Genomic DNA, 22,255 nt, shown 5'->3' with positions numbered 1-22,255 from the left:
CGAAACAGTGGCCAACAGCGCACCGGTATGCGCGATAGGCCGCAGCGAGCTAGGAGTGGCGCCGATGGCCCGGCACGAACGGCTGAGCACCCTGCTGGACCTGCTGGGGCAGCGGGAGAAGATCGACGTCGAGGACGTGGCGGAGGAGCTGAACGTTTCCGCCGCCACGATCCGGCGCGACCTCGATCACCTGGCGGAGCAGCAATTGCTCACCCGCACCCGAGGCGGCGCGGTGGCCAACGACCTCGCCTACGATCTGCCGTTGCGCTACAAGACCGCGCGGCACGTGCCCGAGAAACAGCGGATCAGTGTCGCCGCGGCGGCGCTCGTCGCGCAGGGCATGGTGGTCGGCCTCAACGGCGGGACGACGACGGCCGGGGTCGCGCGATCGCTGGCCACCCGATCCGACCTGGCCGGACGCGGTGATTCACCGGGGCTGACCGTGGTCACCAACGCGCTGAACATCGCGCACGAACTCGCGGTGCGGCCGCATGTGAAGATCGTGGTCACCGGCGGTGTCGCGCGTCCGCAGTCGTTCGAGCTCAGCGGGCCGCTGGCCACCCGCGTGCTCAGCGAACTGACGATCGACCTGCTGTTCCTCGGTGTCGACGCGTTCGATGCCGACGCCGGCGCCTTCGCTCACCACGAGGGTGAAGCGAGTATCAACCGGCTGATGGTCGAGCGGGCGGAACGCGTCGTCGCGGTCGCCGACGGATCGAAGCTGGGGCGTCGCGCGTTCGCACGGATCTGCGCGACGCCGCAGGTGCACGCCCTGGTGACCGATTCCAACGCCGACCCGAAGGTGCTGCGGGCGTTCGAGGCCGCCGGCGTCGAGGTCCAGGCGGTCTGACCCGCTCACTCCCGGATGTCATGAAAGGGTCGTTCAGGACAAAAGATGTCCTGAACGACCCTTTCATGACATCCGGGGCACGAACACCCGTTGCCGCATAAGGATCTTCACACGACCCGACGAAAGTCGGCAGCACCGCTTCGGCGGATGACTTTGCGCGAACCGTGCGCTATACAGAGACCCTATTGCGTATTCATGCGCGAAAGGTGTCTCGAATGAGCAGAGTTGCGCAATCCTTGAGTTGTTTGGCCGCAGTGGCCCTTCTCGGGCTGTCTCCGGTCGCCGCACACGCCGACCCGGCCGCGGCGGCATCCGGCAAGCTGGGCGATCTGACCGGGATCTCCACCGAAGGCTCCACGGTCACGCTGAATTCGGGAAGCGCCGCGGTCCGCGTCGGCTTCCCTGCCGAGGGCGCGGTCCGGGTTTGGCTGGCGCCGGACGGCACGTTCACCGATCCGGCCGGGAGCAAGATCGTGCTGCCGCGCACCGGCGCCCCGATCACGCCCAAGACGGCCGACAAGGGGGACTACTGGGCGGTTTCCACGGCCAAGGCGACGTTGCGGGCGTACAAGCACCCGCTGCGGCTCGCGTTGTACGACGGCGCGGACCGCAAACGGCTCTGGGAGGAGTCGGCGCCGCTGTCCTGGACCGGCAAACAGACCACGCAGACCCTGGCGCGGACGGCGACCGAGCAGTTCGTCGGCGGCGGCGAGCAGAACGGCCGCTTCAGTCACCGCGACCAGACGATCCGGATCTTCGCCGACTACAACTGGAACGACGGCGGGGCCCCGAACTCGCAGCCGTTCTACGCCTCTACAGCGGGATACGGCGTGCTGCGCAACACCTTCGCGCAAGGTACCTACGCCTTCACCGAACCGGTGCGCACCACACACGACGAACGCCGCTTCGACGCGACGTACGTCGTCGGTGAGGGGCTCAAGGACGTCATCACCGGCTACACCGATCTGGTCGGGAAGCCTTTCCTACCACCGCTTTACGGGCTCGAACACGGTGACGCCGACTGCTACCTGCACAACGCCAACCGCGGCGAGCGGCACACGCTGGACGCGGTGAAGATCGCGGAGGGCTACACCGAGCACGGGATGCCGAACGGCTGGATGCTCGTGAACGACGGCTACGGCTGTGGTTACGAGAACCTCCAGCAGACGGGCGAAGGCCTGCGCAAGAACAACATGCAGCTGGGCCTGTGGACCGAGAACGGCGTGCCGAACCAGGTCGAAGAGGTCAAGGCCGGGGTGCGGGTCCGCAAACTCGACGTCGCGTGGGTCGGCCCTGGCTACCAGTTCGCGCTGGACGCCTGCGACACCGCGCACAAGGGCATCGAGGACAACAGCGACGCTCGCGGCTTCGTCTGGACACCGGTCAGCTGGGCGGGCGCGCAGCGCTGCGGCGTGCTGTGGAGTGGCGACCAGGCCGGTTCCTACGACTACATCAAGTGGCAGATCCCGACCTACGCCGGCGCCACGACCTCGGGGATCGCTTACAACACCGGCGACATCGACGGTATCTTCGGCGGCAGCCCGCAGACCTACGTCCGCGATCTGCAGTGGAAGGCCTTCCTGCCGGTCTCGATGACGATGGACGGCTGGGCCGCGTCGGACAAGCAGCCGTGGCGGTACGGCGAGCCGTACACCTCGATCAACCGCAAGTACCTGCTGCTCAAGGAGCGGCTGCTGCCCTACACCTACAGCCATTCGGTGGAGGCGCACGAGTCCGGTGTCGGCCAGGTCCGCCCGCTGGCGCTCGAATACCCCGACGACCCGAACGTGTGGGGCGAGAAGGCGAAGTACGAGTTCCTGTCCGGCAAGGACTTCCTCGTCGCGCCGGTGTACGAGAACTCCACCGTACGCAACGGCATCTACCTGCCGAAGGGCACCTGGGTCGACTACTGGAGCGGCAAGACCTACACCGGTCCGACCACTGTGGACGGTTACGACGCGCCGCTCGACACGCTTCCGTTGTTCGTCCGCGCCGGTGCCGTGGTGCCGATGTGGGCCGAGGGCACGAAGTCGTGGCAGACGCGGGACAAGGGCGTGCTCGATCTAGACGTCTACCCGCAGGGCAAGGGCTCGTTCACGCTCACCGAGGATGACGGCGTGACGAGGGCGTACAAGAACGGTGACCAGGCGAAGCAGACGTTCACCGTGGACGCGCCGACGTCCGGGCTGGGCACGGTGACGGTCGGGATCGGCGCCAGTTCCGGTACCTACGCCGGAAAGCCGGCGTCGCGGAACTACCAGCTGACCGTCCACACGGGAAGCAAGCCCGCGACGGTGCTGGCCGGGAACTCGATCCTGCGGCAGTACGGCAGCAAGGCCGAGCTGGACGCGGCGCCATCGGGCTGGTGGTTCGATCCGGCCACCGGCGGGGTCGCGCGGGTCAAGACCGGCAAGATCGGCGCCGGTGACCGCCAGGACGTCCGGCTGTTCGGCACGAGCGCCGTCGGCGGGATCTTCCCCGAAGACCGCGATGGCTCGGTCACGCTGTCCGTCCCGGCGGTCGCCGGCCCCGGACAGACCGCGACAGGCACGCTGAGCTTCACCAACGGCACGCCGCTGCCGGTCCGGGACGTCACGTTCTCGTTGCCCGCCAACGGCTTCCGTGTCGAGGTGCCCGCCGGTCCGCGACTGGTGATGCCCGGCGCGACCGTGCGTGTCCCGGTGAAGGTGACACCGGACGCGGGCATCGAACCGGCTGACTACCAGCTCACGGCGTCGGCGTCGTACCAGGCGCGGCTCGGGGAGAACCGGGTCACCGACTCGGTGACGGTCACCGTCCCGCACGGTTCACTGGCCGCGGCTTACGGCAACGTCGGCGTCACCGACGCGGCCCACGTCGCGGTGGGGGACATCGACGGTGGCGGCAGCAGTTTCCGGGCGGAAGGCCTCGCCGAGGCAGGTCTCAAACCGGGCGCCGGCTTCTCCGCGCTCGGTGCGCGGCTGACCTGGCCGCAAACCGGTACGGGACAGAAGGACAACGTCCTCGCGTCCGGCCAGACCATCGCGGTGCGCGGCACCGGGGCGAAGCTCGTGCTGGCCGGAACCGGTACCGGCACGGCGAAGGGCACCGTTGTCGTCCGCTACGCCGATGGCAGCACGAGCCAGGCCGAACTCGGCTTCCCCAACTGGTGCTGCGCGGATCCCGCCCAGTACGGCGCGACCACGGTGGCCACCGTACTGGGCAAGAACACCCGCACGGGAGCCGCGTATCCGACCACGCCGTACCGGGTGTTCGCGAACTCCGTCCCGCTGACCGCGGGCAAGGAGGTCGTCGCGGTGACGCTTCCGTCCAACACCGCGATGCACGTGTTCGCGGCGGGCATCGGCTGAGTCAGGCCGCCACCGGCGTCCACAAGGCGTCGATGGCGCGCTCGGCCTCGGCCTGGCTCTCGTCGGCCAGCGGGATGAGGTCCGCCATCGCCGGGTTGACCTTCGCCAGGGTCAGCTCGGCGGTGACGAACCGCGGCTCAAGCCCGGTCAGCGAGAGGCCGTGGGGGATCCAGGACTGCGCGTGGTCCCAGCCTTCGCGGGGCGTGCCCGCGCCGTATCCGCCGCCGCGCGCGGCGAGGACGATGAAATCGCGTCCGCTCAGGAGGCCTTCCCTGGTCTCCATGTCGATCGACAGCCCGGGCGCGATCAGGTGGTCCACCCAGGCCTTGACCGTGCTCGGCGGGCCGAAGTTGTACAGCGGCAGGCCCAGCAGGATCGTGTCGGCCGCCTTGACCTCGTCGACGAGCTCGTTGATGAGCCGCCAGGCGGCGGCCTGGTCCGGGGTGTGCTGCTCCGGCGGCGTCGTCCTGGCGATATTGGTCACCGCGTCCAGATGGGGCAGCGGGTCGGCGCCCAGGTCGCGGTAGGTGACGGTGCCTTCCGGATGCGCCGCACGCCAGGCCGCGGCGGCCCGCGCGGTGAGACGACGGCTGGTCGAGTGTTCGCCCGTGATGCTGGAGTCGATGTGCAGCAGATTCGTCATGCCTACTATCTTGCATAGATAGTTTGTGTAACGCAAACCATTGATGTTGTGGTGGTCATCATGTGGGAACGTACACTTGACACGTGTCCGAACTCCCGGTCGTGAATCAGCCCCCGCATCGCTGCGGCGCGCTGCTCGACCACGTCACCCGCCGGATCCGGCTGCGCAGCGAGTCCGTTCTGGCCCCGCTCGGCCTGCGTCCCAGGCATCTCGTCGCGCTGACCGTGCTGCGCGACCTCGGCGGCTGCTCGCAGCAGGACCTCGCGAAGACGCTGGAGATGGACAGCACGAACGTCGTCGGGCTGTTGAACGACCTCGAATCCGCGAACCTGATCGAACGCAGGCGCTCACCGGAGGACCGGCGGCGGCATATCGTCGAACTCACCGACGTCGGTGTCAAGCAGCTGGTCAAGGCCGAGTTCGCCCTCGCCGGAGTCGAGGACGAAGTGCTCGGCGGGCTCGGCAAGGACCAGCGCGAAACGCTGTACAACCTGCTGTACCAGGCGGCGGGCCACGCCGAAGCCGCCGCCTGCGTCGAATCCGCGCATATCGACGACTGCTAGGCCCCGAGGCCGAACAGGTCGTGAAGCTGTTTCGTGGCTTCGGCGCCGTACATGACGCTTCCGACCGGGACCTCGCTTCCCACGGCTTCGATCACCCGTGCCGTCCAAACTGGACCGAACGCGCCGCACAGCTCGATCAGCTGCGCGCCCTCGTCGACCAGCCGCCGGGCCGCGGCGACGACCTGGTCCACGCGGCCGACACCGATCAGCACCGTCAGGCATTTCCCACTGTCCACACGGGACACGTCCCGCGCCGGGTCGCAGCCGTCGGCCAAATAGACGAAACCCCACTGTCGCATGACGATTCTCCTTCGTTCTCGAACACCGTGAGGTAATCGCGAAACGAGGGGCACCGTCCACGAGGCGGATCCGAACGGCCCTTCGGCGTCACCGAACAGGAGAGGTCGGGCGGGCCGCGCGGAAACCCGTTGTGGGCGCTGTCATACCAGCGCCGCGATCCGATCAGAGGACTCGTGCGCCGGATCCCACACGAGCGCGTGCCGGACGACAGGTGCCTTCCGCAGCGGCAGCCGTCGCAGACCTTCGGCCGGTTCTTCCTCGGGGCGCAAGGCGACGACGTCGCCGCCGTGCCGTAATTCGGCGACGAACAGCGACCGGCGGGGCGGCCCGGAGCGTACGTGGGCCGGCCGCCAGCCCGCCGCCGCGCAGTCCGCGAGCAGCGCGTCGTGATACCCCGGGGCCAGCTTCCGTTCGTACAGAAGGAGGTCGAGTCCGGCGAGGTCCTCCCAGCCCACGGTGTCCAGCCGGGCCAGCGGGTGGGTCTCCGCGACGAGCACATCCAACGGCCTCTCGCTCACGACGACCACCCGCAGACCGTCCACCTGCTCCGGAAGGGCGAGCAGACCGGCGTCGAGCGCGCCGCGACGGAGGAGTTCGAGCTGCCGTGCCGCGGAGATGTCGTCGATCTCGACCGCTTCCGCGTACAGGGCGGGGAGTACCGCCGCCGGCGCGCCCGGTGTCACGCCGATGCGGAGCGGCCGGCCCACGGTGTCGCGGACGGCCCGTGCGCCGAGGTCGGCCTCCTCCAGCATCCGGCGGGCGTGGGGGAGCAGCGCCAGCGCGGCGGCGGTGGGCGTCATTCCCGCTTGTGTGCGGACGAACAGCGTCGCGTCCAGTTCCCGTTCCAGTGCGATGATCTGCTGGCTGAGCGACGACGCCCGGATGCCGAGGCGCTCCGCGGCACGGGTGAGATGTCCTTCGTCCACCACGGCGCACAGATATCGAAGACGTCGTAACTCCACAGCCGCACAGTAGCCCCGGACCAGGCAGAATCGACGGGGTGAGTGAATGGCGCAACACCACGCACGACTGGGCCGGTTCCGTGGACTTCGACCATCTGGCGCGCATCCGCCGGGACCCTGGGGAGTTCGCTCCCGGCGGGGTTCCCCACCTCGTCCTCGAAGTGCTCGCCTATGCGGCGGAGGAAGCCGAAAGCACCGGCGGCGGGCATGCCGTCGTCACGGTCCATCCCGACGGCTCGGTCTCCGTTGCCGACGATGGGCGGGGCACCAACACCCGAGCCGACGGTCACGGCGGCTTCGTGAAGAAGCCGGTCATGTCGACCAAGGATCTGCGTTTCTTCGATTTCCCCGAGGCGCAACGTCTCCCGGACGGTCATCCGCGCCGCGGTCTGTCGGTTGTGGCCGCGCTGAGCGAATGGCTCGTGCACACCAACCGGCGTCGCAACGGCTCTTGGACCCAGCGTTACGAACGTGGCGTCCCGGTCACCGATCTGTCGCCGATCCCGGACGATGGCACGACCGGTACGACGGTGCGTTTCCTGCCAGGGGCGGAGATCGGCCCGATACGACTGCCGGAGGTCGGCGGGTGGCCGTACCTGAGCGTGGAGGTCGTCCGATGAGAAAGTGCCTGGCAGCGGCCGCGTCGGTCCTGGTCCTGCTCGCCGGGTGCTCCGCCGAGCAGGGGCAGCCGCCCGCCAAACCCGTCTACGACCTCCCCGCACGGGAGGTCCGGCCGGACGAGACCGCGCTGCACCTGCCGACCGCGCTCAACGGGGAGACCGAGTTCTCCCTCATCGGGCTGGCCGCCGGACTCCCCAGCCTCACCGGCAGCCACACCGAGTTCGAGGCGAAGGGACAGTTCGTACGGCTCCGGCTTGTGGTCACGGGCAAGGGGGTGTCCGGAATCCTCTTCGACACGCGGCGCCAACAGCTGGTCACCGATTCCGGCGCGGTGATCGCGGTCGACAACCAGGCGATGACGATCAAGCGGCAGCCGGACAAGTTCGAGCTGGGGCGCGGCGTGCGGGTCGAGTTCGACCTCTACTTCGATCTCCCCAAGGAGGCGAAACCGGTGGTGCTGCGGGCTTTCGGCGGTCCGACGCTGACCGACATGAAGAACCTCTCCGGCACCGACATCAGACTGGCATGAGAAGGCCCCGCCGCGGAAGCGACGGGGCCCTTCTCGAAAGGCGTCAGACGCCCAGGTCGCCACCGAGGTAGGCGGCCCGCACCTGCGGGTCGTCCAGCAGCTCGGCGCCGCGGGCGCTCTTGACCACTTCACCGGTCTCCAGCACGTACGCGCGGTCGGAGAGCTTCAGCGCCTGCTGCGCGTTCTGCTCCACCAGCAGGACCGTGGTCCCGCGCTTGTTGATCTCGCGGATGATGTCGAAGATCTGCGCGATCAGCATCGGCGCCAGGCCCATGGACGGCTCGTCGAGCAGCAGCACCTTGGGTTTGGTCATCAGCGCGCGGCCGATGGCGATCATCTGCTGCTCGCCACCGGACATCGTGCCGCCGAACTGGGTCTTGCGTTCGTTCAGCCGCGGGAACAGCTCGTAGACCTCGTCGAGGTCGGCCTTCAGGTCGTCCTTGCGGGTGTAGGCACCCATCAGGAGGTTTTCCTGCACCGTCATACCGGGGAACACACCCCGGCCTTCCGGTGACTGGCCGATCCCGAGTTCGACCCGCTTGTGCCCGGGCGTCTTCGAGATGTCCTTGCCGTCGAAGAGGATCCGGCCGCTGGTCAGCGGACGCAGGCCCGAGATCGTCTTCAGTGTCGTGGTCTTGCCGGCGCCATTGGCCCCGATGAGCGAAACGATCTCGCCCTCGTCGACCTCGATGGTCATGCCCTTGAGCGCGGCGATCTTCCCGTAGTGGACGTTGATGTCCTGGACCTCAAGAAGCATCTTCCGCCACCCCCAGGTAAGCCTCGATCACCTTCTGGTTGTTCTGCACCTCGTGGGGGAGCCCTTCTGCGATCTTCTGGCCGAAGTCGAGTACGGCCAGCCGGTCGGCGATCTGCATGACCAGGCCCATGTCGTGCTCGATGAGCAGCACGGTCTTGCCGTCGTCGCGGATCTTGCGGATCAGCTGCTGCAGCGAGTTCTTCTCCGCCGGGTTCATCCCGGCGGCGGGCTCGTCGAGCAGCAGCAGCTTCGGGTCGGTCGCTAGCGCACGCGCGATCTCCAGGCGGCGCTGGTCGCCGTAGGAGAGGTTCTTCGCGGTGTTGTGCTCGACCCGCCCGATGCCGACGAAGTCCAGCAGCTCCCTCGCCAGCTCGCGGCCCCGCTTCTCTTCCTTGCGGTGCGTCGGCAGACCGAGGGTCGCGGTGATCGCCCCGGTCTTGTGGTGCGAGTCGGCGCCGACCATCACGTTCTCGAGCGCCGACATGTTGTGGAACAGCCGGATGTTCTGGAACGTGCGGGCGATCCCGGTCTGGTTGATCTTGAACCGCTTCATCCCGTTGATCTTGGTGCCGTTGAACCGCACCTGGCCTTCGGTCGGCTGGTAGACACCGGTGACCACGTTGAACACCGTGGTCTTGCCCGCGCCGTTCGGCCCGATCAGCGCGAAGATCTCGCCCTGGTTGATGGTGAGGTTGACTTCCTTCAAAGCCGTGACACCGCCGAAGCGCATGGTCACGTTGTCGAATTCGAGCAGTGCGCTCACTTCGTCACCTCCGCCGAAGCCTCGGAATCCGGACCCGCGACTTCGGCGCCCATGGCACCCATCCCGCCCGTTCCTTCTCGTAGTTCCGCCTTGCGCTGCCGCGACGGCAGCAGACCCTCCGGCCGGAGCGCCATCATCACCACGAGCACGGCACCGAAGATCAGGATCCGGTATTCCGACAGGAACCGGAACCGCTCCGGGAGCCAGGCGACGAGGAAGGCACCGAGGATCACGCCGGGCAGGTTCCCCGCGCCACCGAGCACGACGGCCGCGAGAATGGTCGCCGACAGGATGAACGGGAAGTTCTCGGGCGCGATGAAGACGGCCTTGCTGGCGTGGATACCGCCCGCGAAACCGCCGATCATGGCGCCGATGGCGAACGCCAGCAGCTTGAACTTGAACGTCGGGACGCCCATCAGTTCGGCGGCGTCCTCGTCCTCGCGGATCGCGGCCCACGCACGTCCCACCCGGCTCTTCTGAAGCCGTACCGAGAACACGATCGCGATCACGATCGCGACCAGGATCAGGTAGTAGTACGGCGCCGCGTCCAGCAGGAACTCCGTACCGAACACCGGTTCCGGGTGGGGGATGTTGGTGATACCGCGCGCGCCACCGATGGCGTCGGTGTTGTTCGCGGTGATCCGGACGATCTCACCGAAGCCCAGCGTGACGATCGCCAGGTAGTCGCCGCGAAGCCGGAGCGTCGGAGCGCCGAGGATGACCCCGGAGATCGCGGCGAGGAAGATACCGACCAGCAGTGTCGGCCAGACGAACCAGCCGTAGTTCACGCCCATGGTCGCGATCGTGTAGGCGCCGATCGCGAAGAACGCGACGAAACCGAGGTCGAGCATGCCCGCGTGGCCGACCACGATGTTGAGGCCGATCGCCAGGAGGATGTAGACCCCGATCGGGAAGATCAGGACGCTCGTCCAGTCCGAATCGGGGGACATGAACGAACCGATGGCGGGCGCCGGCAGGATCAGCGCGCCCACGATCAGGGCGAGGTACACGCCATAACGCTGCCAATGCGGAGCATCGGCCCACCAGTCCCGCAGACCGTCGAGGGGGTGGAACCCGGCGCGCGCGGGCTTTTCGTTCTCTGAGGACTTTTCAGCCACTTCTTCGTTGCCCTTCATGCGCGTGCCCTCTGCAGCGATTCACCGAGGATGCCGGTGGGACGGAACATCAGGACCAGCACCAAAACCACGAAGGCGGTGACGTCCTTCCATTGTGAACCGAAGAAGATCGAACTCCAGTTCTCCACCAGCCCGAGCACGATGCCACCGAGCAAGGCGCCCCGTAGGTTGCCGATACCTCCCAGCACGGCGGCGGTGAACGCCTTGATGCCGAGGAGGAACCCGATGCGGTAATCGGTGTTCTCGTATTCCATGACGTACAACGCCGCGGCGACACCCGCCATGGCGCCACCGAGCAGGAAGGTCAGGCGCACGATCTTGTCGATGCTGACGCCCATCAGCACGGCGGCTTCGGGATCCTGTGCCGTGGCACGGATACCGCGGCCGATGCGGGTGCGGCTGACCAGCTGGTCGAGACCGATCATCATGATCACGGCGCCGACGACGACGAACACGTGATCCGTGCGGACCACGCCGTTGCCGATGTGGAACAGCTCCTCGTGCGGGATGAACCGCGGCGCGTTCTGTTGCACACGACCGGATTTCCCGGTGATCCATTCGATGATCTCGAGGCCGAACAGCTCCTGCAGGAACAGCGAGGCGCCGATGGCGGAGATCAGGGCGGCCAGCCTGGTCGCGCCCTTCTTGCGGAGCGGCCGATAGGCCACTTGCTCCAGCACGACCGCCGCACCGCCGGATACGGCGGCCGAGGCGATGATGATCAGCAGTAGCACGGCGATCATTCCGAACACGCCGAGCGTGATCGGGGCGGTACCGCCCGCGATGGTGATGAGGATGAACAGGGACGTGACCGTCCCGATCATGAAGATTTCGGAATGCGCGAAGTTGATGAGCCGGAGCACGCCGTAGACCATTGTGTAGCCGAGGGCGATGAGGGCGTAGATGCTTCCGGCGACCAGCCCGCCGATGGTGCTACCGAGGAACTGGGCTTGCAGATCTTGAAGCATGACGTGGATGCCTTACGGGACGGGGCGAGGATTCTTTCGCCACATTTGCGGGAAGCGGGGGTGCTGTGTCCACACAGCGCCCCCGCTTCCGTTAGGTGTTCCTATCTGCTCCGTCAGCCGTTGAGCTTGGCTTCGGTCGAGACGCCGAGGTTCTTCAGGACACCACCGGTGACCTGGTAGATGTTGATCGCGTCCGTCGACGGTTCGCCGTTCTCCTTGAACTTGATCTGCTTCGAGGCACCCTTGAAGTCGATCGTCTTGAGGGCCTCGTTGATCTTCTCCGAGGTGGTGGCACCCGCCTTGACCGCGTTGATGATGGCGGTCGCGGCGTCGTAGCCCTCGCTCGAGTAGATCGCCGGGTCGATCTTGTACGCGGCCTTGTACTTGGTGCTGAACTCGTCGGTGGAGCCGGCGTCCGGGATGTTGCACGGGCAGCCGACGACGGCCTTCTCGGCGGCGGTGGCGCCCGCACCGCTGATCAGCTGGGCGTCGAGCGAACCGTCACCGGTCGCGAAGGTGGCGGTCACGCCGCCGTCACGCAGCTGCTTGAGCAGACGGCCACCCTGGGCGTAGTAGCCACCGAAGAGGATGATGTCCGGGTTCGCGGCCTTGACCTTCTGCACGGTCGAGGAGTAGTCCGACGCGTCCTTGGCGAACTTGTCGCGCTCGGTCGGGACGTTCTTCTCCTTCAAGGTCTTCTCGAAGTTGTCGGCCAGGCCGACGCTGTATTCCTGGTCGTCCGAGATGATGTAGGCCTTCTTGGGCGACTTCGCCGTGACGAGGAAGCTGGCGATCGCCGGACCCTGGCTGGCGTCGCTCGCGACGACGCGGTGCCAGTACTTCCATCCGTTCGAGGAGAGGCCCGCGTTGGTCGCCGAGGGCGAGACACTCGGGATCTTGTTCTGCTCCAGCTGACCACCGATGGCCTTCGACTCACCGGAGAACGCCGGGCCGATCAGGGCGGTGATCTTGTCCTGGCCGACGGCGGTCGCGATCAGCGACGTCGCCTGCTCGGGCTTGCCCTGGCTGTCGTATTCCTTGAGCTCCAGCTTCGTCGCCGGGTTCGTCTTGTTGTACTCGTCGATAGCGAGCTTGGCGCCGTTGCGGGGCGGGATCACGATCCCGGAGTTCTCACCGGTGAGGTCACCCATGAACCCGATCTTCAGCGTGCTGCTGTCACCGCTGCCGGACGAGCTGCTGCCGCCGGCACAGCCCGCCAGCGCCAGCGACGCAGCCGCCGCGACGGCGAAAACCCGTCCAAAACGCACTCCTGACACCGACTACCTCCCATGACCAACCAGCCGCCGGTAGGCGTTGCCCCCGACACAGGGGCTAGGTTAGGGCAGGAAGATATCCCCCTTCGCCATGATCTGCCCAGACGCCCATCACTCTGTGTCCACATCGTGACGGTCGAAACCAGAACGAATTGCACGAAAAGGCGAATGTTGCCAGTTGACGAGTCTTCGCTGGTCACGCTGAGGATTCACCGCTACCACGTCGATCATGCTCGCGGGTAATGATCATGTTTCAGCCGCGTATCTTGCGTTTTTTCAGCTCCTTCGTGGGCGGCCGTTCGTCGTAGCAATGCTGCCCCAAAGGGCGTCAACGGTGCCCCCTCTTCCCTGGTGCCATGACAACCGATGGTTGTCGTCGCGGTCCGAACGGCTGTTGGATCTCGGCCCTGACCTCGCGATTAGCTGTTCTCATGACGATGAGTGATGAAGCGATCGAAGGCGTGGCCGCGGGGGTCCCGTTCGTGGCGCTGCCGCCGTCGGACGGCAAGCGTCCGGCGCCGCTGGTGCTGACCTGGCATCTGCTGGGCGCGCCGTTCAGCGAGGCGGCCATGGCGGCGGCGCTGCCGATGCGGGACCTGCACGCGTGGCGGGTGCACCTCGGGTTGCCGCTGACCGGGAAACGGTTTCCCGAAGGCGGTTTCGAGGGCTTCTTCCGGCTCGCGAGCGAGGACAACGTGCTCAACGTCGTCGAACCGCTCACCAGGCAGGTCGAGGCGGAGTTCCCGGCGGCGGTGGCGGAACTGCGCTCCCGCTTGTCCATTGAGGACGGTCCGGTCGGGCTGGTCGGCGGTTCGCAGGGCGGCGGGGTCGCGCTGCAGATGCTGACCCACGCCGAGATTCCGGTGGCGGCGGCCGCGCTGGTGAACCCGGTGACCCAGCTGGCGCCGGTGATCGCGGCGAACGAGCGGGTCTACGACGTCACCTACCCCTGGTCGGACCGCTCTCGCGCGGTCGCGAACGAATACGACTACGTGCGGCGGGCGGACGAACTGACCGCGCCGATCCTGCTCGTCATCGGCGAGGAGGACGACGTCTCGATCACCGAACCGGCCGAAGCCCTGCACAAGGCGCTGGGGGAGCGGCGATCCGAACTCGTCACGATCCCGGGGATGGCGCACGAATTCGCCGAAGCGCCCGGCCTCGAAGCCGCTCCGCAGACCGGACACGCGAAGCTGATCGACGCCGAGCTCACGCGCTGGTTCGCCCGGTACCTAGCTGTTTGAGGTCGTCGTCCGGCAGCCAGGACCGCTCGGGATCGTAGGCGCACCAACCTTCTTCGTGGCTGGTCCGGCCCGCGAGCGCCAGCAGGCGCCGCAGGGCCGGGCCTTCGCCGCGCCGCCACACCACCGACCACGGGAAAAGCGGCGACGGCTCGAACGGGAGGACTCGCAGATTGAGGTCGGAGGCGAGGTCCATGTCGGCGCCGGCGAGGGTGACCCGCTGCTTTCCGTAGCGCGTCTGTTCCAGTGTGTGCCGGAGGTCGTAACTGACCCCGGAGTCGTCGATCGGGACGCCGAATTCTTTGCATAGGCGTTGCAAATAAGAAAGCCATTCGATCGGGCCGCCCAATTGCGGAATCCAGATGCCCTCGTGGCGGAGATCGGACAATTTCAGGACATCGTTCCCTGCGAGCGGGTGTTCCGGCGCGAGAAGGGCGACCAGTGGTTCGAGCCGGACGAGCCGGTGTTCGAGCTCGGCGGGTACTTCGCGGCCGAGGTCCGCGACCCGGCCGAACGCGAGGTCGATCTCGCCGCGGACCAGCGGGTCGAGGGCGTTGGCCAGCCCGCGCCCGGCGACGCGCTCGACCGCGAGCGCCGGGTCTCGCTGAGCGATGCGCCGCAGCATGTACATGGGGGAGAGGCGCGGATCGATGACGTCGAGGCGGGGCGGGCGGTCCTGCAGGCCCATCGCGGCGACGGCGGCGTCGGCCGCGCGGATCAGCTCGCGCGCGTGCGGGAGGAAACGGTCGCCGTCGGCGGTCAGCTCGACGGACCGGTTGGTGCGGCGGAAGAGCTGGACCGATAGCGCGTCCTCGAGCTTCCGGATCCGCTTCGACAGCGCTTGCTGGGTGAGGAACAGGGATTCCGCCGCGCGACCGAAATGGCCGTGGTCGGCGGTCGCGACGAACGCGCGCACCTGGGCCGTGTCGAGATCCACGTCGCTCAAAGTACGTGAAGGCCCCCTTCATGTACCTAGGCGCAAGGAAGGGGGCCTTCATGTACTTCGGGCGTCTCGTGAGCGCGGGTTGGCGTTCCGCCGGCTTCACGGACCTCCGGTGCATGCCCACGGCGGTCCCGAGTGTCATGAAAGGGTCGTTCAGGACGAAAGATGTCCTGAACGACCCTTTCATGACACTCCGGAGGGCAGCTCAGGCGCCCGGCGGCCGCTCCCGCACCACGCAGGTCAGCCGCGCCGTGCACGAGCGGCGGCCCTGGTCGTCGGTCAGCACGATCTCGGCGGTCACGGTCCCGCGGCCGACGTGCACCGGCGTCGCGACACCGGTCACCCGCCCGGACCGGACCGCCCGGTGGTGCGTGCACGAGAGTTCGAGCCCCATCGTCGCCTTGTCGGTGCCGGCGTTGAGCGCGCAGACCATCGAACCGAGCGCTTCCGCGACGACGGCGTTCGCGCCGCCGTGGAGGAGGCCGTAGGGCTGGAGGTTGCCCTCTACCGGGATGCTGCCCACGACGCGTTCGGGACCGAATTCGCTGATCTCGAGCCCGAGCTTGTCGTTGAGCTGCTGTCCGGCGAAGGCCGGGTCGATCCCGGCGAAGGATTCGAGGGCTTGTTCGGTCACGCAAAGCTCCTTAACAGACACGACAGGTAGGACTGTCAGACCCTCACCCTAGACTCGCTCCCGTGAGCCCGAGTGAGAACACGACCGTTGCCAACGCCACACCCGCCACCGCACAGGCCGAGCGGCCCAAACTGCTGCTGATCGACGGCCATTCGATGGCGTATCGCGCCTTCTTCGCGTTGCCCGCGGAGAACTTCAAGACGAAGACCGGGCAGACGACGAACGCGGTGTTCGGGTTCACCTCGATGCTCATCAACCTGCTGCGCGACGAGGCGCCGACCCATCTGGCGGTGGCGTTCGACCTCTCCCGCAAGACGTTCCGGTCGGAGACGTTCGCGGAGTACAAGGCCAACCGCAGCAGCACCCCGGACGAGTTCAAGGGCCAGGTCGGGCTGGTCGAGGACGTGCTCAAGGTCCTCGGCATCCCGGCGCTGACCAAGGAGAACTACGAAGCCGACGACATCATCGCCACGCTCACGACACAGGCGACAGCAGAAGGTTTCGACGTCCTCATCTGTACGGGTGACCGTGACGCGCTCCAGCTGGTGACCGACCAGGTCACCGTGCTGTATCCGAAGCGCGGCGTTTCGGAGATGACCAGGTTCACCCCGGAGGCGGTCGAGGAGAAGTACGGCCTCACTCCGGCGCAGTACCCGGATTTCGCCGCGCTGCGTGGCGACCCCTCGGACAACCTGCCCAGCATCCCGGGGGTCGGCGAGAAGACGGCCGCGAAGTGGATCAGGCAGTTCGGCTCCTTCAACGAGCTGATCGACCGGGTCGACGAGGTCAAGGGCAAGGTCGGCGACGCGCTGCGCGAGCACCTCGGCGCGGTGATGCTGAACAGGCAGCTCACCGAGCTGATCCGCGACGTCGAGCTGGAGCTCGGCCCGACCATGCTCGAGCTGCGCCCGTGGGACCGCGAGGCCGTCCACGCGCTGTTCGACGAACTCGAGTTCCGTGTCCTGCGAGACCGGCTCTTCGCCACCCTGCAGAGCGCCGAGCCCGAAGCCGAGGAGGGTTTCGAGGTCAGCGGTTCGAAGCTCGCGCCGGGCGCGCTCACGGCATGGCTGTCCGCGCACACCGGCACGGACCAGCCGGTCGGCCTGGCGTTCCGCACCACCGGCGCCTCGGTCCGCTCCGACCTGAAGGCCATCACCTTCGCGGCCGCGGACGGCGAAGGCGCGTACGTCGACGTCACCGCGATGGACGCCGAGGACGACAAGGCGCTCACGGCCTGGCTCGCCGACGAGAAGATCCAGAAGATCGGCCACGAGCTCAAGGTCCCCCTGCACGCCGTCCAGGCACGCGGCTGGACGTTCGCCGGGCTCGTCATGGACACCGCGCTCGCGGCGTACCTGGTCCGTCCCGGCCAGCGCACCTTCGAGCTCGACGATCTGGCCCTGCGGTACCTGCACCGTGAGCTGCGGTCCGAGGCCGACACCGGGGACGGGCAGCTTTCGCTGCTCGACGGCGGCGCCGAGGACATGGAGCTGAAGGAGATCCAGGCCGAACTGGTCAAGGCCCGCGCGGTCGCCGAGCTCGCGGGCGCGCTGACCAAGGAGCTCGAAGAACTGGGCGGCGCGCAGCTGCTCGCCGAGCTCGAACTGCCGTTGTTGCAGGTGATCACCGGGCTCGAGGCGGCGGGTATCGCGGTCGACATCGAGCACCTGACCGACCTGGAAGCGCATTACCTCAGCCGGGTGACGCAGGCCGCGGAGGACGCGTACGCGGTCATCGGCAAGCAGGTCAACCTCGGTTCGCCGAAGCAGCTGCAGGTCATCCTGTTCGACGAGCTCGGCATGCCGAAGACCAAGCGCACCAAGACCGGCTACACCACCGACGCCGAGGCGCTGCAGAGCCTGTTCGAGAAGACCGAGCACCCGTTCCTGCAGCATCTGCTGGAACACCGGGACGCGACCCGCCTGCGCACCACGGTCGAGGGCCTGATCAAGGCGGTCGCCGACGACGGCCGCATCCACACCACGCTGCTGCAGACGATCGCCGCCACCGGACGGCTTTCGTCGGTGGACCCGAACCTCCAGAACATCCCGATCCGCACCGAAGAAGGCCGCCGCATCCGCGACGCGTTCGTCGTCGGCGACGGGTACGCCGAGCTGATGACGGCGGACTACAGCCAGATCGAAATGCGGATCATGGCGCACCTTTCGCAGGACGAAGGCCTGATCCAGGCCTTCAACAGCGGCGAGGATCTGCACACTTTCGTGGCGTCGCGCGCGTTCTCGCTGCCGCCGGAGGAGATCACGCCGGAGCTGCGGTTCCGGGTCAAGGCGATGTCGTACGGCCTGGCGTACGGGCTTTCGGCGTACGGGCTTTCGCAGCAGCTGCGGATCTCGACCGAAGAGGCCAAGGAACAGATGGAGGCGTACTTCTCCCGTTTCGGCGGCGTGCGCGATTACCTCCATTCGGTCGTGGGCGACGCGGCGAAGGTCGGCTACACCGAGACGATCTTCGGCCGCCGCCGTTATCTGCCCGATCTCAACAGCGACAACCGCCAGCGCCGCGAAATGGCCGAGCGGATGGCGCTCAACGCCCCCATCCAGGGCAGCGCGGCGGATATCATCAAGGTCGCCATGCTCAACGTGCACAAGGCGCTGACCGAGGCGAAATTGAAGAGCCGCGTGCTGCTGCAGGTCCACGACGAACTCGTCCTTGAGGTCGCGGAGGGCGAGCGCGAGCAGCTGGAAGCGTTGGTGCGCCAGGGAATGGGCTCGGCCTACGAGCTGGCTGTCCCGCTTGAGGTCTCCGTCGGGTACGGGCGGTCCTGGAACGACGCCGCACATTAGGCTGCGTGAGTGGTAATGACGGTTCCAGCCGTCATTACCGCTCACTATCGGTAGGGTCTTTCGCGTGACTTCCGAGCGCAGACGCTGGCGGGTGCGGCTGCGCGATCATCGTGGGCGGATCCTGGGCGCCGGGACCATGCTCGACGGCGAACACCTCCTCACCTGCGCTCACGTGATCGAAGGCCACGACGGTGTCACGGTGGATTTCGTGGCGCTTCCCGGTGTGGAGCCCGGAATCGCCACGATCGTCGCGCAGGCGGCGCCCATCGGCGACGACGGCGGGGACATCGCACTGCTCCGATTGCGTGACCCCGAGGAGCAGATCTCAGGCGCCCCGCTCCACCGGACCGCGCTCGAAGACGACCAGCGAGTCCGGGCCTACGGTTTCCCGCCCCGTTCGGACGGCATGTGGTCGCTGGCGACCGTCGTCGGCGACGGCGGGCACGGCCTCGAACGCGTCCAGTTGCACCGCGTTCCCGACGCCGAGCCGATCACCCACGGCTTCAGCGGCTCCGCGGTGGTCGCCGACCGGACCGGCCACGTCGTCGGCATGGTCGCGACCACGTATACGACCGAGGCCGCCCGTGTCTCCTGGATGATCCCGGTCGAGACCATGCTCGGCTATCTGCCGGAACTGCGCCGCTGGGCCGAAGGCAGCCCCGCGATCGACCCGAGTTTCGTGCAGGACCCGGAGCCGCCCGCGCTCGATCCGCGGTTCGCCAGCGAATTCGCCCGATGGCTCGGTGGGCACGGCCGGGCCGACGTCCGGGTGATCATCATGGGGCAGGACGATTCCGCCGTCGCCGCCTCCTTGCGGCGCGCCGTCGTCCTCGCCGACCGCGAACGCGGTGCCGGCCGGACCGCCACCGGGCCGACGGTGCCGCCGGTGGGCAGTGTCGTGCTCGCCGTCGACGCGATCGGCAAGACCGCCGACGAGGTACGCCGCCGCATCTCCGACCGGCTCGACGTCGCCGCGGATTCGCCCGCCGGCCGCCACGGTTCCGGCCGCACCGTCGTCGTCTACGGGATCGACGAAGCCGCCGAACCCGACGAACTCGTCGGTGAGGTGCTCGTGCCGCTGGCCCAGCGTGCGCACGAACTCGGGCTGCGGCTCGCGCTGGCGTTCCGCGAGGCGACTTCGCCGGGGGTGAGCGTGGTCCGGTCGAGTACGGACGTGCTGCCCGTGGACGAGGACGACATCGAGGGCCGTTTCGCCCTCCTGGAAACCCGGTTGGGTGAACTCGCCAAGCTGGAGAAGGACAATGCGGGCGACGCACCCCGCTTCTCCGGAGCCCCGCACGTTCATCCGAAGGAGCGGCGGCTGCGTGGCGCGTTGACGCAACTGCGTTCGGCGGAGCGGGACGGTGACACGGATTGGGTGAAACGGCAGCTGCCGGTCTGTGAGCGTGCCGTGGCCAAAACCCTCGATCGTGCTCGCGACCTTCGCCGCCTCCTCGACGAGTACCTCGCCCGGCGTGCGGAACTGCGCGCCCGGCTCGACGCGTACGGGGAGATGGCCCGTAACAGCGGACTCGTCGAAGACGTCGAATTGGATACCGCCTACGCCTCTGCCTGGCGGATGCTCTTCGAAGGACCATGCGACCTCACGGCCGCGGCGGCCGACGTCGAGCGGTACGCGGACACCGTACGGAAACGGATCGACGGATGACGGCCTGCGGACACGACGGCTGCCCGGGTGTGCTGGGCAAGACCGGCTTCTGCAAGATCTGCGGATTGCCGCCCGGAACACCGGAAGAGCCGCGGGGGAAACCGACCCTGGTGATCCCCGGGCCCGGTGAGGCGCCGACCAGGATCACCAGCACGACGGTCACCCGCTCCCAGCAGATCGCGGGCCACACCGGGGCGGACGACCGGGTCCCGCTTCCCATCGTCGAACTGCCGGACGTCGCGGGCCGCCTGCTCACCGAGCCGCATGTCCCGGAGGAGGAACGGTTCTGCGGCAAGCACGGGTGCACGTCCACGCCGGTCGGCCGCTCGATCGGCGGCGGTCCCGCGCCCACCGAAGGGTTCTGCCCGGTCTGCCGGACGCCGTTCTCCTTCTCGCCCAAGCTCGCGGCGGGTGACGTGGTGGACGGCCGCTACCAGGTCGTCGGCTGCGTCGCGCGCGGCGGACTCGGATTCGTCTATCTGGCAACGGATTCCGGGCTCGGTGACCGGTACGTCGCGCTCAAGGGCCTGATCAACACGAACAACACCGCCGCCGTCCGGATCGCGGAGACCGAGAGCCAGGTGCTCACCGCGCTGGATCACCCGAACATCGTCCGGATCCTCGACGTGGTGGAGCACGACGACTTCCGGTACATCGTGATGGAGTTCGTCGACGGCCTTTCCTTGCGGGAGGTCAAGAACCGCGGCCGGGCCGGGCTGGACTCCAGCGAGGGACGGCTGCTGGTCGAGCACGTCGTGGCGTATGGCCGCGAGATCCTGACCGCGCTCGACTACCTGCACGGCGAGGGCCTGCTGTACTGCGACATGAAGCCGGACAACGTGATCCACGGCGAGAAGCGGATCAAGCTCATCGATTTCGGGGCCATCCGCAAGATCGACGACGACGAAAGCCCGATCGTCGGAACCGAGCACTATCAGGTGACCCCGCGGGAACGGGCGACCCACGGTCTCACCGTCCGGTCCGATATCCACACCGTCGGCGTGACACTGCGGGAACTCTTCCAGGCCAGCGACGGCTGGTCGGTCACCACCGACGCGCGCGGCGTCCGGTTCGGTATCGAATCGTTCCTCCGCGTACTCGACCGGGCGACCGCCCCCTTCGAACAGCGGTTCGCGACCGCGCGCGAAATGCTGGTCCAGCTCGACGGCGTGCTCGGCGAGATCCTTTCCTTGCGGGACAAGCAGTCCCGGCCCGGCGGATCGACGCTGTTCGCCGAGGGGGCGGTGCTGCTCGACGCGGGACTCGGCCAGGCTCCGCCGCTGGAGCACTGGACGCGGGGGACACCCGTCTCGCTCGGCGCGCGGCCGTCCGCCGAGGAGATCGCCCTCGGGTTGCCGGTACCGCGTGAGGATCCGGACGACCCGCAGGCGAACTTCCTCCGTGCCGTCCGCGCGCCCGACGCCGCGCGGCTGCTGAAGAAACTCGACAAGGTGCCCGGTTCGCCGGAGGTCGGGTTCCGCCGGTGCCGGGCGCAGCTGGAACTCGGGGCCGTCATCGAAGGCACACTGGCGGTGGCGGAGGCCGAACGGCTGCTCGGCGAACGCGCCGCTCACGACTGGCGGGTGGCGTGGCACCGAGGGCTGCTCGCGCTCGGCGAAGGCGACTTCGCCGCGGCCAAGGAGAAGTTCACCGCCGTGTACCGCGACATCCCGGGTGAGGAGCCGCCGAAACTCGCGTTGGGGCTCTGCGAGGAGCACCTCAACGGGGTGGCCGCCGCCGAGCGGTACTACGACGCCTTGTGGGTGCGGGACCGGGCGCAGGTCAGTGCGGCGTTCGGGCTCGCACGGGTCCGCTTGTCCCGAGGCGACCGTGCCGCCGCCGTCGAGATCCTCGACCAGGTCCCGGAATTCTCGCGCTACGACGAGGCGGCGCGGATCGCCGGCGTGCGGGTGCTGTCCGCGCCGATGCCGGAGACGGGTGACCTTCCGGCGTCCGCGGAACTCGACGACGCCGTGGTGCGGCTGACCGCGCTGGATCTCGACGGCGACGCCTTCGACAGGCTCGTGACGGCAGTGCGCGAGACCGGGCTGGCGGGGGTGCTGCTCGGACAGGACGGGATCACCGACGGGGAGATCCTGCGCGCGAACGAGACGGGCGCCCGCACCGTGCTGGACAAGTCGTACCGGCGGCTCGCCCACCACGCGCCCGCGCCGGAAGCGCACGACGTGCTGATCGATCTCGCGAATTCCGTGAGACCGGTGACTCTGGTGTGAAGGGGAGGGAGCGA

19 protein-coding genes are annotated in these 22,255 nt (G+C 67.9%); 9 read left to right on the top strand and 10 right to left on the bottom strand.

The genetic code is table 11. The annotated features are described in order from the left end of the window. Positions 1–64 precede the first annotated feature (64 nt). Positions 65–850, top strand: a complete 786-nt coding sequence (locus tag ACIBTM_RS44850) for a DeoR/GlpR family DNA-binding transcription regulator (RefSeq protein WP_016335505.1) — start codon at positions 65–67, stop codon at positions 848–850. 254 nt (positions 851–1,104) lie between these two features. Continuing rightward, positions 1,105–4,200, top strand: coding sequence for a TIM-barrel domain-containing protein (locus tag ACIBTM_RS44845; RefSeq protein WP_395883228.1), 3,096 nt, complete (start codon positions 1,105–1,107; stop codon positions 4,198–4,200). A gap of 1 nt (position 4,201) precedes the next feature. Here ACIBTM_RS44845 and ACIBTM_RS44840 read toward each other — a convergent pair whose 3' ends face one another. Beyond that, positions 4,202–4,843: an FMN-dependent NADH-azoreductase gene (locus tag ACIBTM_RS44840; RefSeq protein ID WP_395883212.1), complete on the bottom strand. Its 642-nt coding sequence runs from the start codon at positions 4,841–4,843 to the stop codon at positions 4,202–4,204. 83 nt (positions 4,844–4,926) lie between these two features. Between ACIBTM_RS44840 and ACIBTM_RS44835 the strand changes: the two genes are divergently transcribed. Next, positions 4,927–5,406, top strand: coding sequence for a MarR family winged helix-turn-helix transcriptional regulator (locus tag ACIBTM_RS44835; RefSeq protein WP_395883211.1), 480 nt, complete (start codon positions 4,927–4,929; stop codon positions 5,404–5,406). Here ACIBTM_RS44835 and ACIBTM_RS44830 read toward each other — a convergent pair. Both ACIBTM_RS44830 and ACIBTM_RS44825 read right to left on the bottom strand, forming a co-directional pair. Further along, positions 5,403–5,705, bottom strand: coding sequence for a DUF6506 family protein (locus ACIBTM_RS44830; protein ID WP_395883210.1), 303 nt, complete (start codon positions 5,703–5,705; stop codon positions 5,403–5,405). The genes ACIBTM_RS44835 and ACIBTM_RS44830 overlap by 4 nt on opposite strands. 141 nt (positions 5,706–5,846) lie before the next feature. Next, a complete protein-coding gene (locus ACIBTM_RS44825) occupies positions 5,847–6,668 on the bottom strand; it encodes a LysR family transcriptional regulator (RefSeq protein WP_395883209.1) in 822 nt (273 codons plus the stop codon). 38 nt (positions 6,669–6,706) lie between these two features. Here ACIBTM_RS44825 and ACIBTM_RS44820 point away from each other — a divergent pair, with 38 nt between their 5' ends. Beyond that, the gene (locus ACIBTM_RS44820; protein ID WP_395883208.1) at positions 6,707–7,288 is read left to right on the top strand and encodes an ATP-binding protein; all 582 of its coding nucleotides are present in this window, start codon (positions 6,707–6,709) and stop codon (positions 7,286–7,288) included. Continuing rightward, on the top strand, positions 7,285–7,818 hold the full coding sequence (locus ACIBTM_RS44815; protein ID WP_395883207.1) for a hypothetical protein: 534 nt from the start codon (positions 7,285–7,287) through the stop codon (positions 7,816–7,818). The genes ACIBTM_RS44820 and ACIBTM_RS44815 overlap by 4 nt, the downstream gene beginning before the upstream one ends. Before the next feature lie 43 nt (positions 7,819–7,861). Here the strand turns inward: ACIBTM_RS44815 and ACIBTM_RS44810 are convergent, their stop codons facing one another. From ACIBTM_RS44810 to ACIBTM_RS44790, 5 genes are all read right to left on the bottom strand, one after another. After that, positions 7,862–8,575 carry an ABC transporter ATP-binding protein gene (locus ACIBTM_RS44810; RefSeq protein ID WP_005159391.1) on the bottom strand — a complete coding sequence of 238 codons (714 nt, stop codon included), beginning with the start codon at positions 8,573–8,575 and terminating at the stop codon, positions 7,862–7,864. Next, on the bottom strand, positions 8,565–9,338 hold the full coding sequence (locus ACIBTM_RS44805) for an ABC transporter ATP-binding protein (RefSeq protein WP_395883206.1): 774 nt from the start codon (positions 9,336–9,338) through the stop codon (positions 8,565–8,567). The genes ACIBTM_RS44810 and ACIBTM_RS44805 overlap by 11 nt, the downstream gene beginning before the upstream one ends. Beyond that, the gene (locus ACIBTM_RS44800; protein WP_395883205.1) at positions 9,335–10,474 is read right to left on the bottom strand and encodes a branched-chain amino acid ABC transporter permease; all 1,140 of its coding nucleotides are present in this window, start codon (positions 10,472–10,474) and stop codon (positions 9,335–9,337) included. The genes ACIBTM_RS44805 and ACIBTM_RS44800 overlap by 4 nt, the downstream gene beginning before the upstream one ends. After that, the gene (locus ACIBTM_RS44795) at positions 10,471–11,442 is read right to left on the bottom strand and encodes a branched-chain amino acid ABC transporter permease (protein WP_005159385.1); all 972 of its coding nucleotides are present in this window, start codon (positions 11,440–11,442) and stop codon (positions 10,471–10,473) included. The genes ACIBTM_RS44800 and ACIBTM_RS44795 overlap by 4 nt, the downstream gene beginning before the upstream one ends. A 113-nt stretch (positions 11,443–11,555) precedes the next feature. Continuing rightward, positions 11,556–12,710, bottom strand: coding sequence for a branched-chain amino acid ABC transporter substrate-binding protein (locus tag ACIBTM_RS44790; protein ID WP_395883227.1), 1,155 nt, complete (start codon positions 12,708–12,710; stop codon positions 11,556–11,558). 437 nt (positions 12,711–13,147) lie between these two features. On the opposite strand from ACIBTM_RS44790, the gene ACIBTM_RS44785 reads away from it, so the two are divergent. Next, the gene (locus ACIBTM_RS44785) at positions 13,148–13,960 is read left to right on the top strand and encodes an alpha/beta hydrolase family protein (RefSeq protein ID WP_395883204.1); all 813 of its coding nucleotides are present in this window, start codon (positions 13,148–13,150) and stop codon (positions 13,958–13,960) included. Here ACIBTM_RS44785 and ACIBTM_RS44780 read toward each other — a convergent pair. Together ACIBTM_RS44780 and ACIBTM_RS44775 are read right to left on the bottom strand one after the other, a co-directional pair. Beyond that, positions 13,926–14,894 carry a LysR family transcriptional regulator gene (locus ACIBTM_RS44780; protein WP_395883203.1) on the bottom strand — a complete coding sequence of 323 codons (969 nt, stop codon included), beginning with the start codon at positions 14,892–14,894 and terminating at the stop codon, positions 13,926–13,928. The two genes, ACIBTM_RS44785 and ACIBTM_RS44780, sit on opposite strands and share 35 nt — an antisense overlap. Before the next feature lie 211 nt (positions 14,895–15,105). Continuing rightward, positions 15,106–15,534 carry a PaaI family thioesterase gene (locus ACIBTM_RS44775; RefSeq protein ID WP_038511292.1) on the bottom strand — a complete coding sequence of 143 codons (429 nt, stop codon included), beginning with the start codon at positions 15,532–15,534 and terminating at the stop codon, positions 15,106–15,108. 62 nt (positions 15,535–15,596) lie between these two features. Between ACIBTM_RS44775 and polA the strand changes: the two genes are divergently transcribed. The 3 genes from polA (at position 15,597) to ACIBTM_RS44760 (ending at position 22,241) form a co-directional block, all read left to right on the top strand. Further along, entirely contained in the window at positions 15,597–18,338 is a 2,742-nt protein-coding gene (gene polA / locus ACIBTM_RS44770; protein WP_395883202.1) for a DNA polymerase I, read from the top strand. A 64-nt stretch (positions 18,339–18,402) separates the two neighbouring features. Continuing rightward, positions 18,403–20,007, top strand: a complete 1,605-nt coding sequence (locus tag ACIBTM_RS44765) for a serine protease (protein WP_395883201.1) — start codon at positions 18,403–18,405, stop codon at positions 20,005–20,007. Next, the gene (locus ACIBTM_RS44760) at positions 20,004–22,241 is read left to right on the top strand and encodes a tetratricopeptide repeat protein (RefSeq protein ID WP_395883200.1); all 2,238 of its coding nucleotides are present in this window, start codon (positions 20,004–20,006) and stop codon (positions 22,239–22,241) included. Before ACIBTM_RS44765 ends, ACIBTM_RS44760 begins: the two co-directional genes overlap by 4 nt. Positions 22,242–22,255 lie beyond the last annotated feature (14 nt).

It is taken from the genome of Amycolatopsis sp. NPDC049868, from assembly GCF_044461365.1.
Classification (GTDB): Bacteria; Actinomycetota; Actinomycetes; order Mycobacteriales; family Pseudonocardiaceae; genus Amycolatopsis.
Note: the sequence above shows the minus strand (reverse complement) of the source record. Positions and strands in the feature narration are given on the sequence as shown.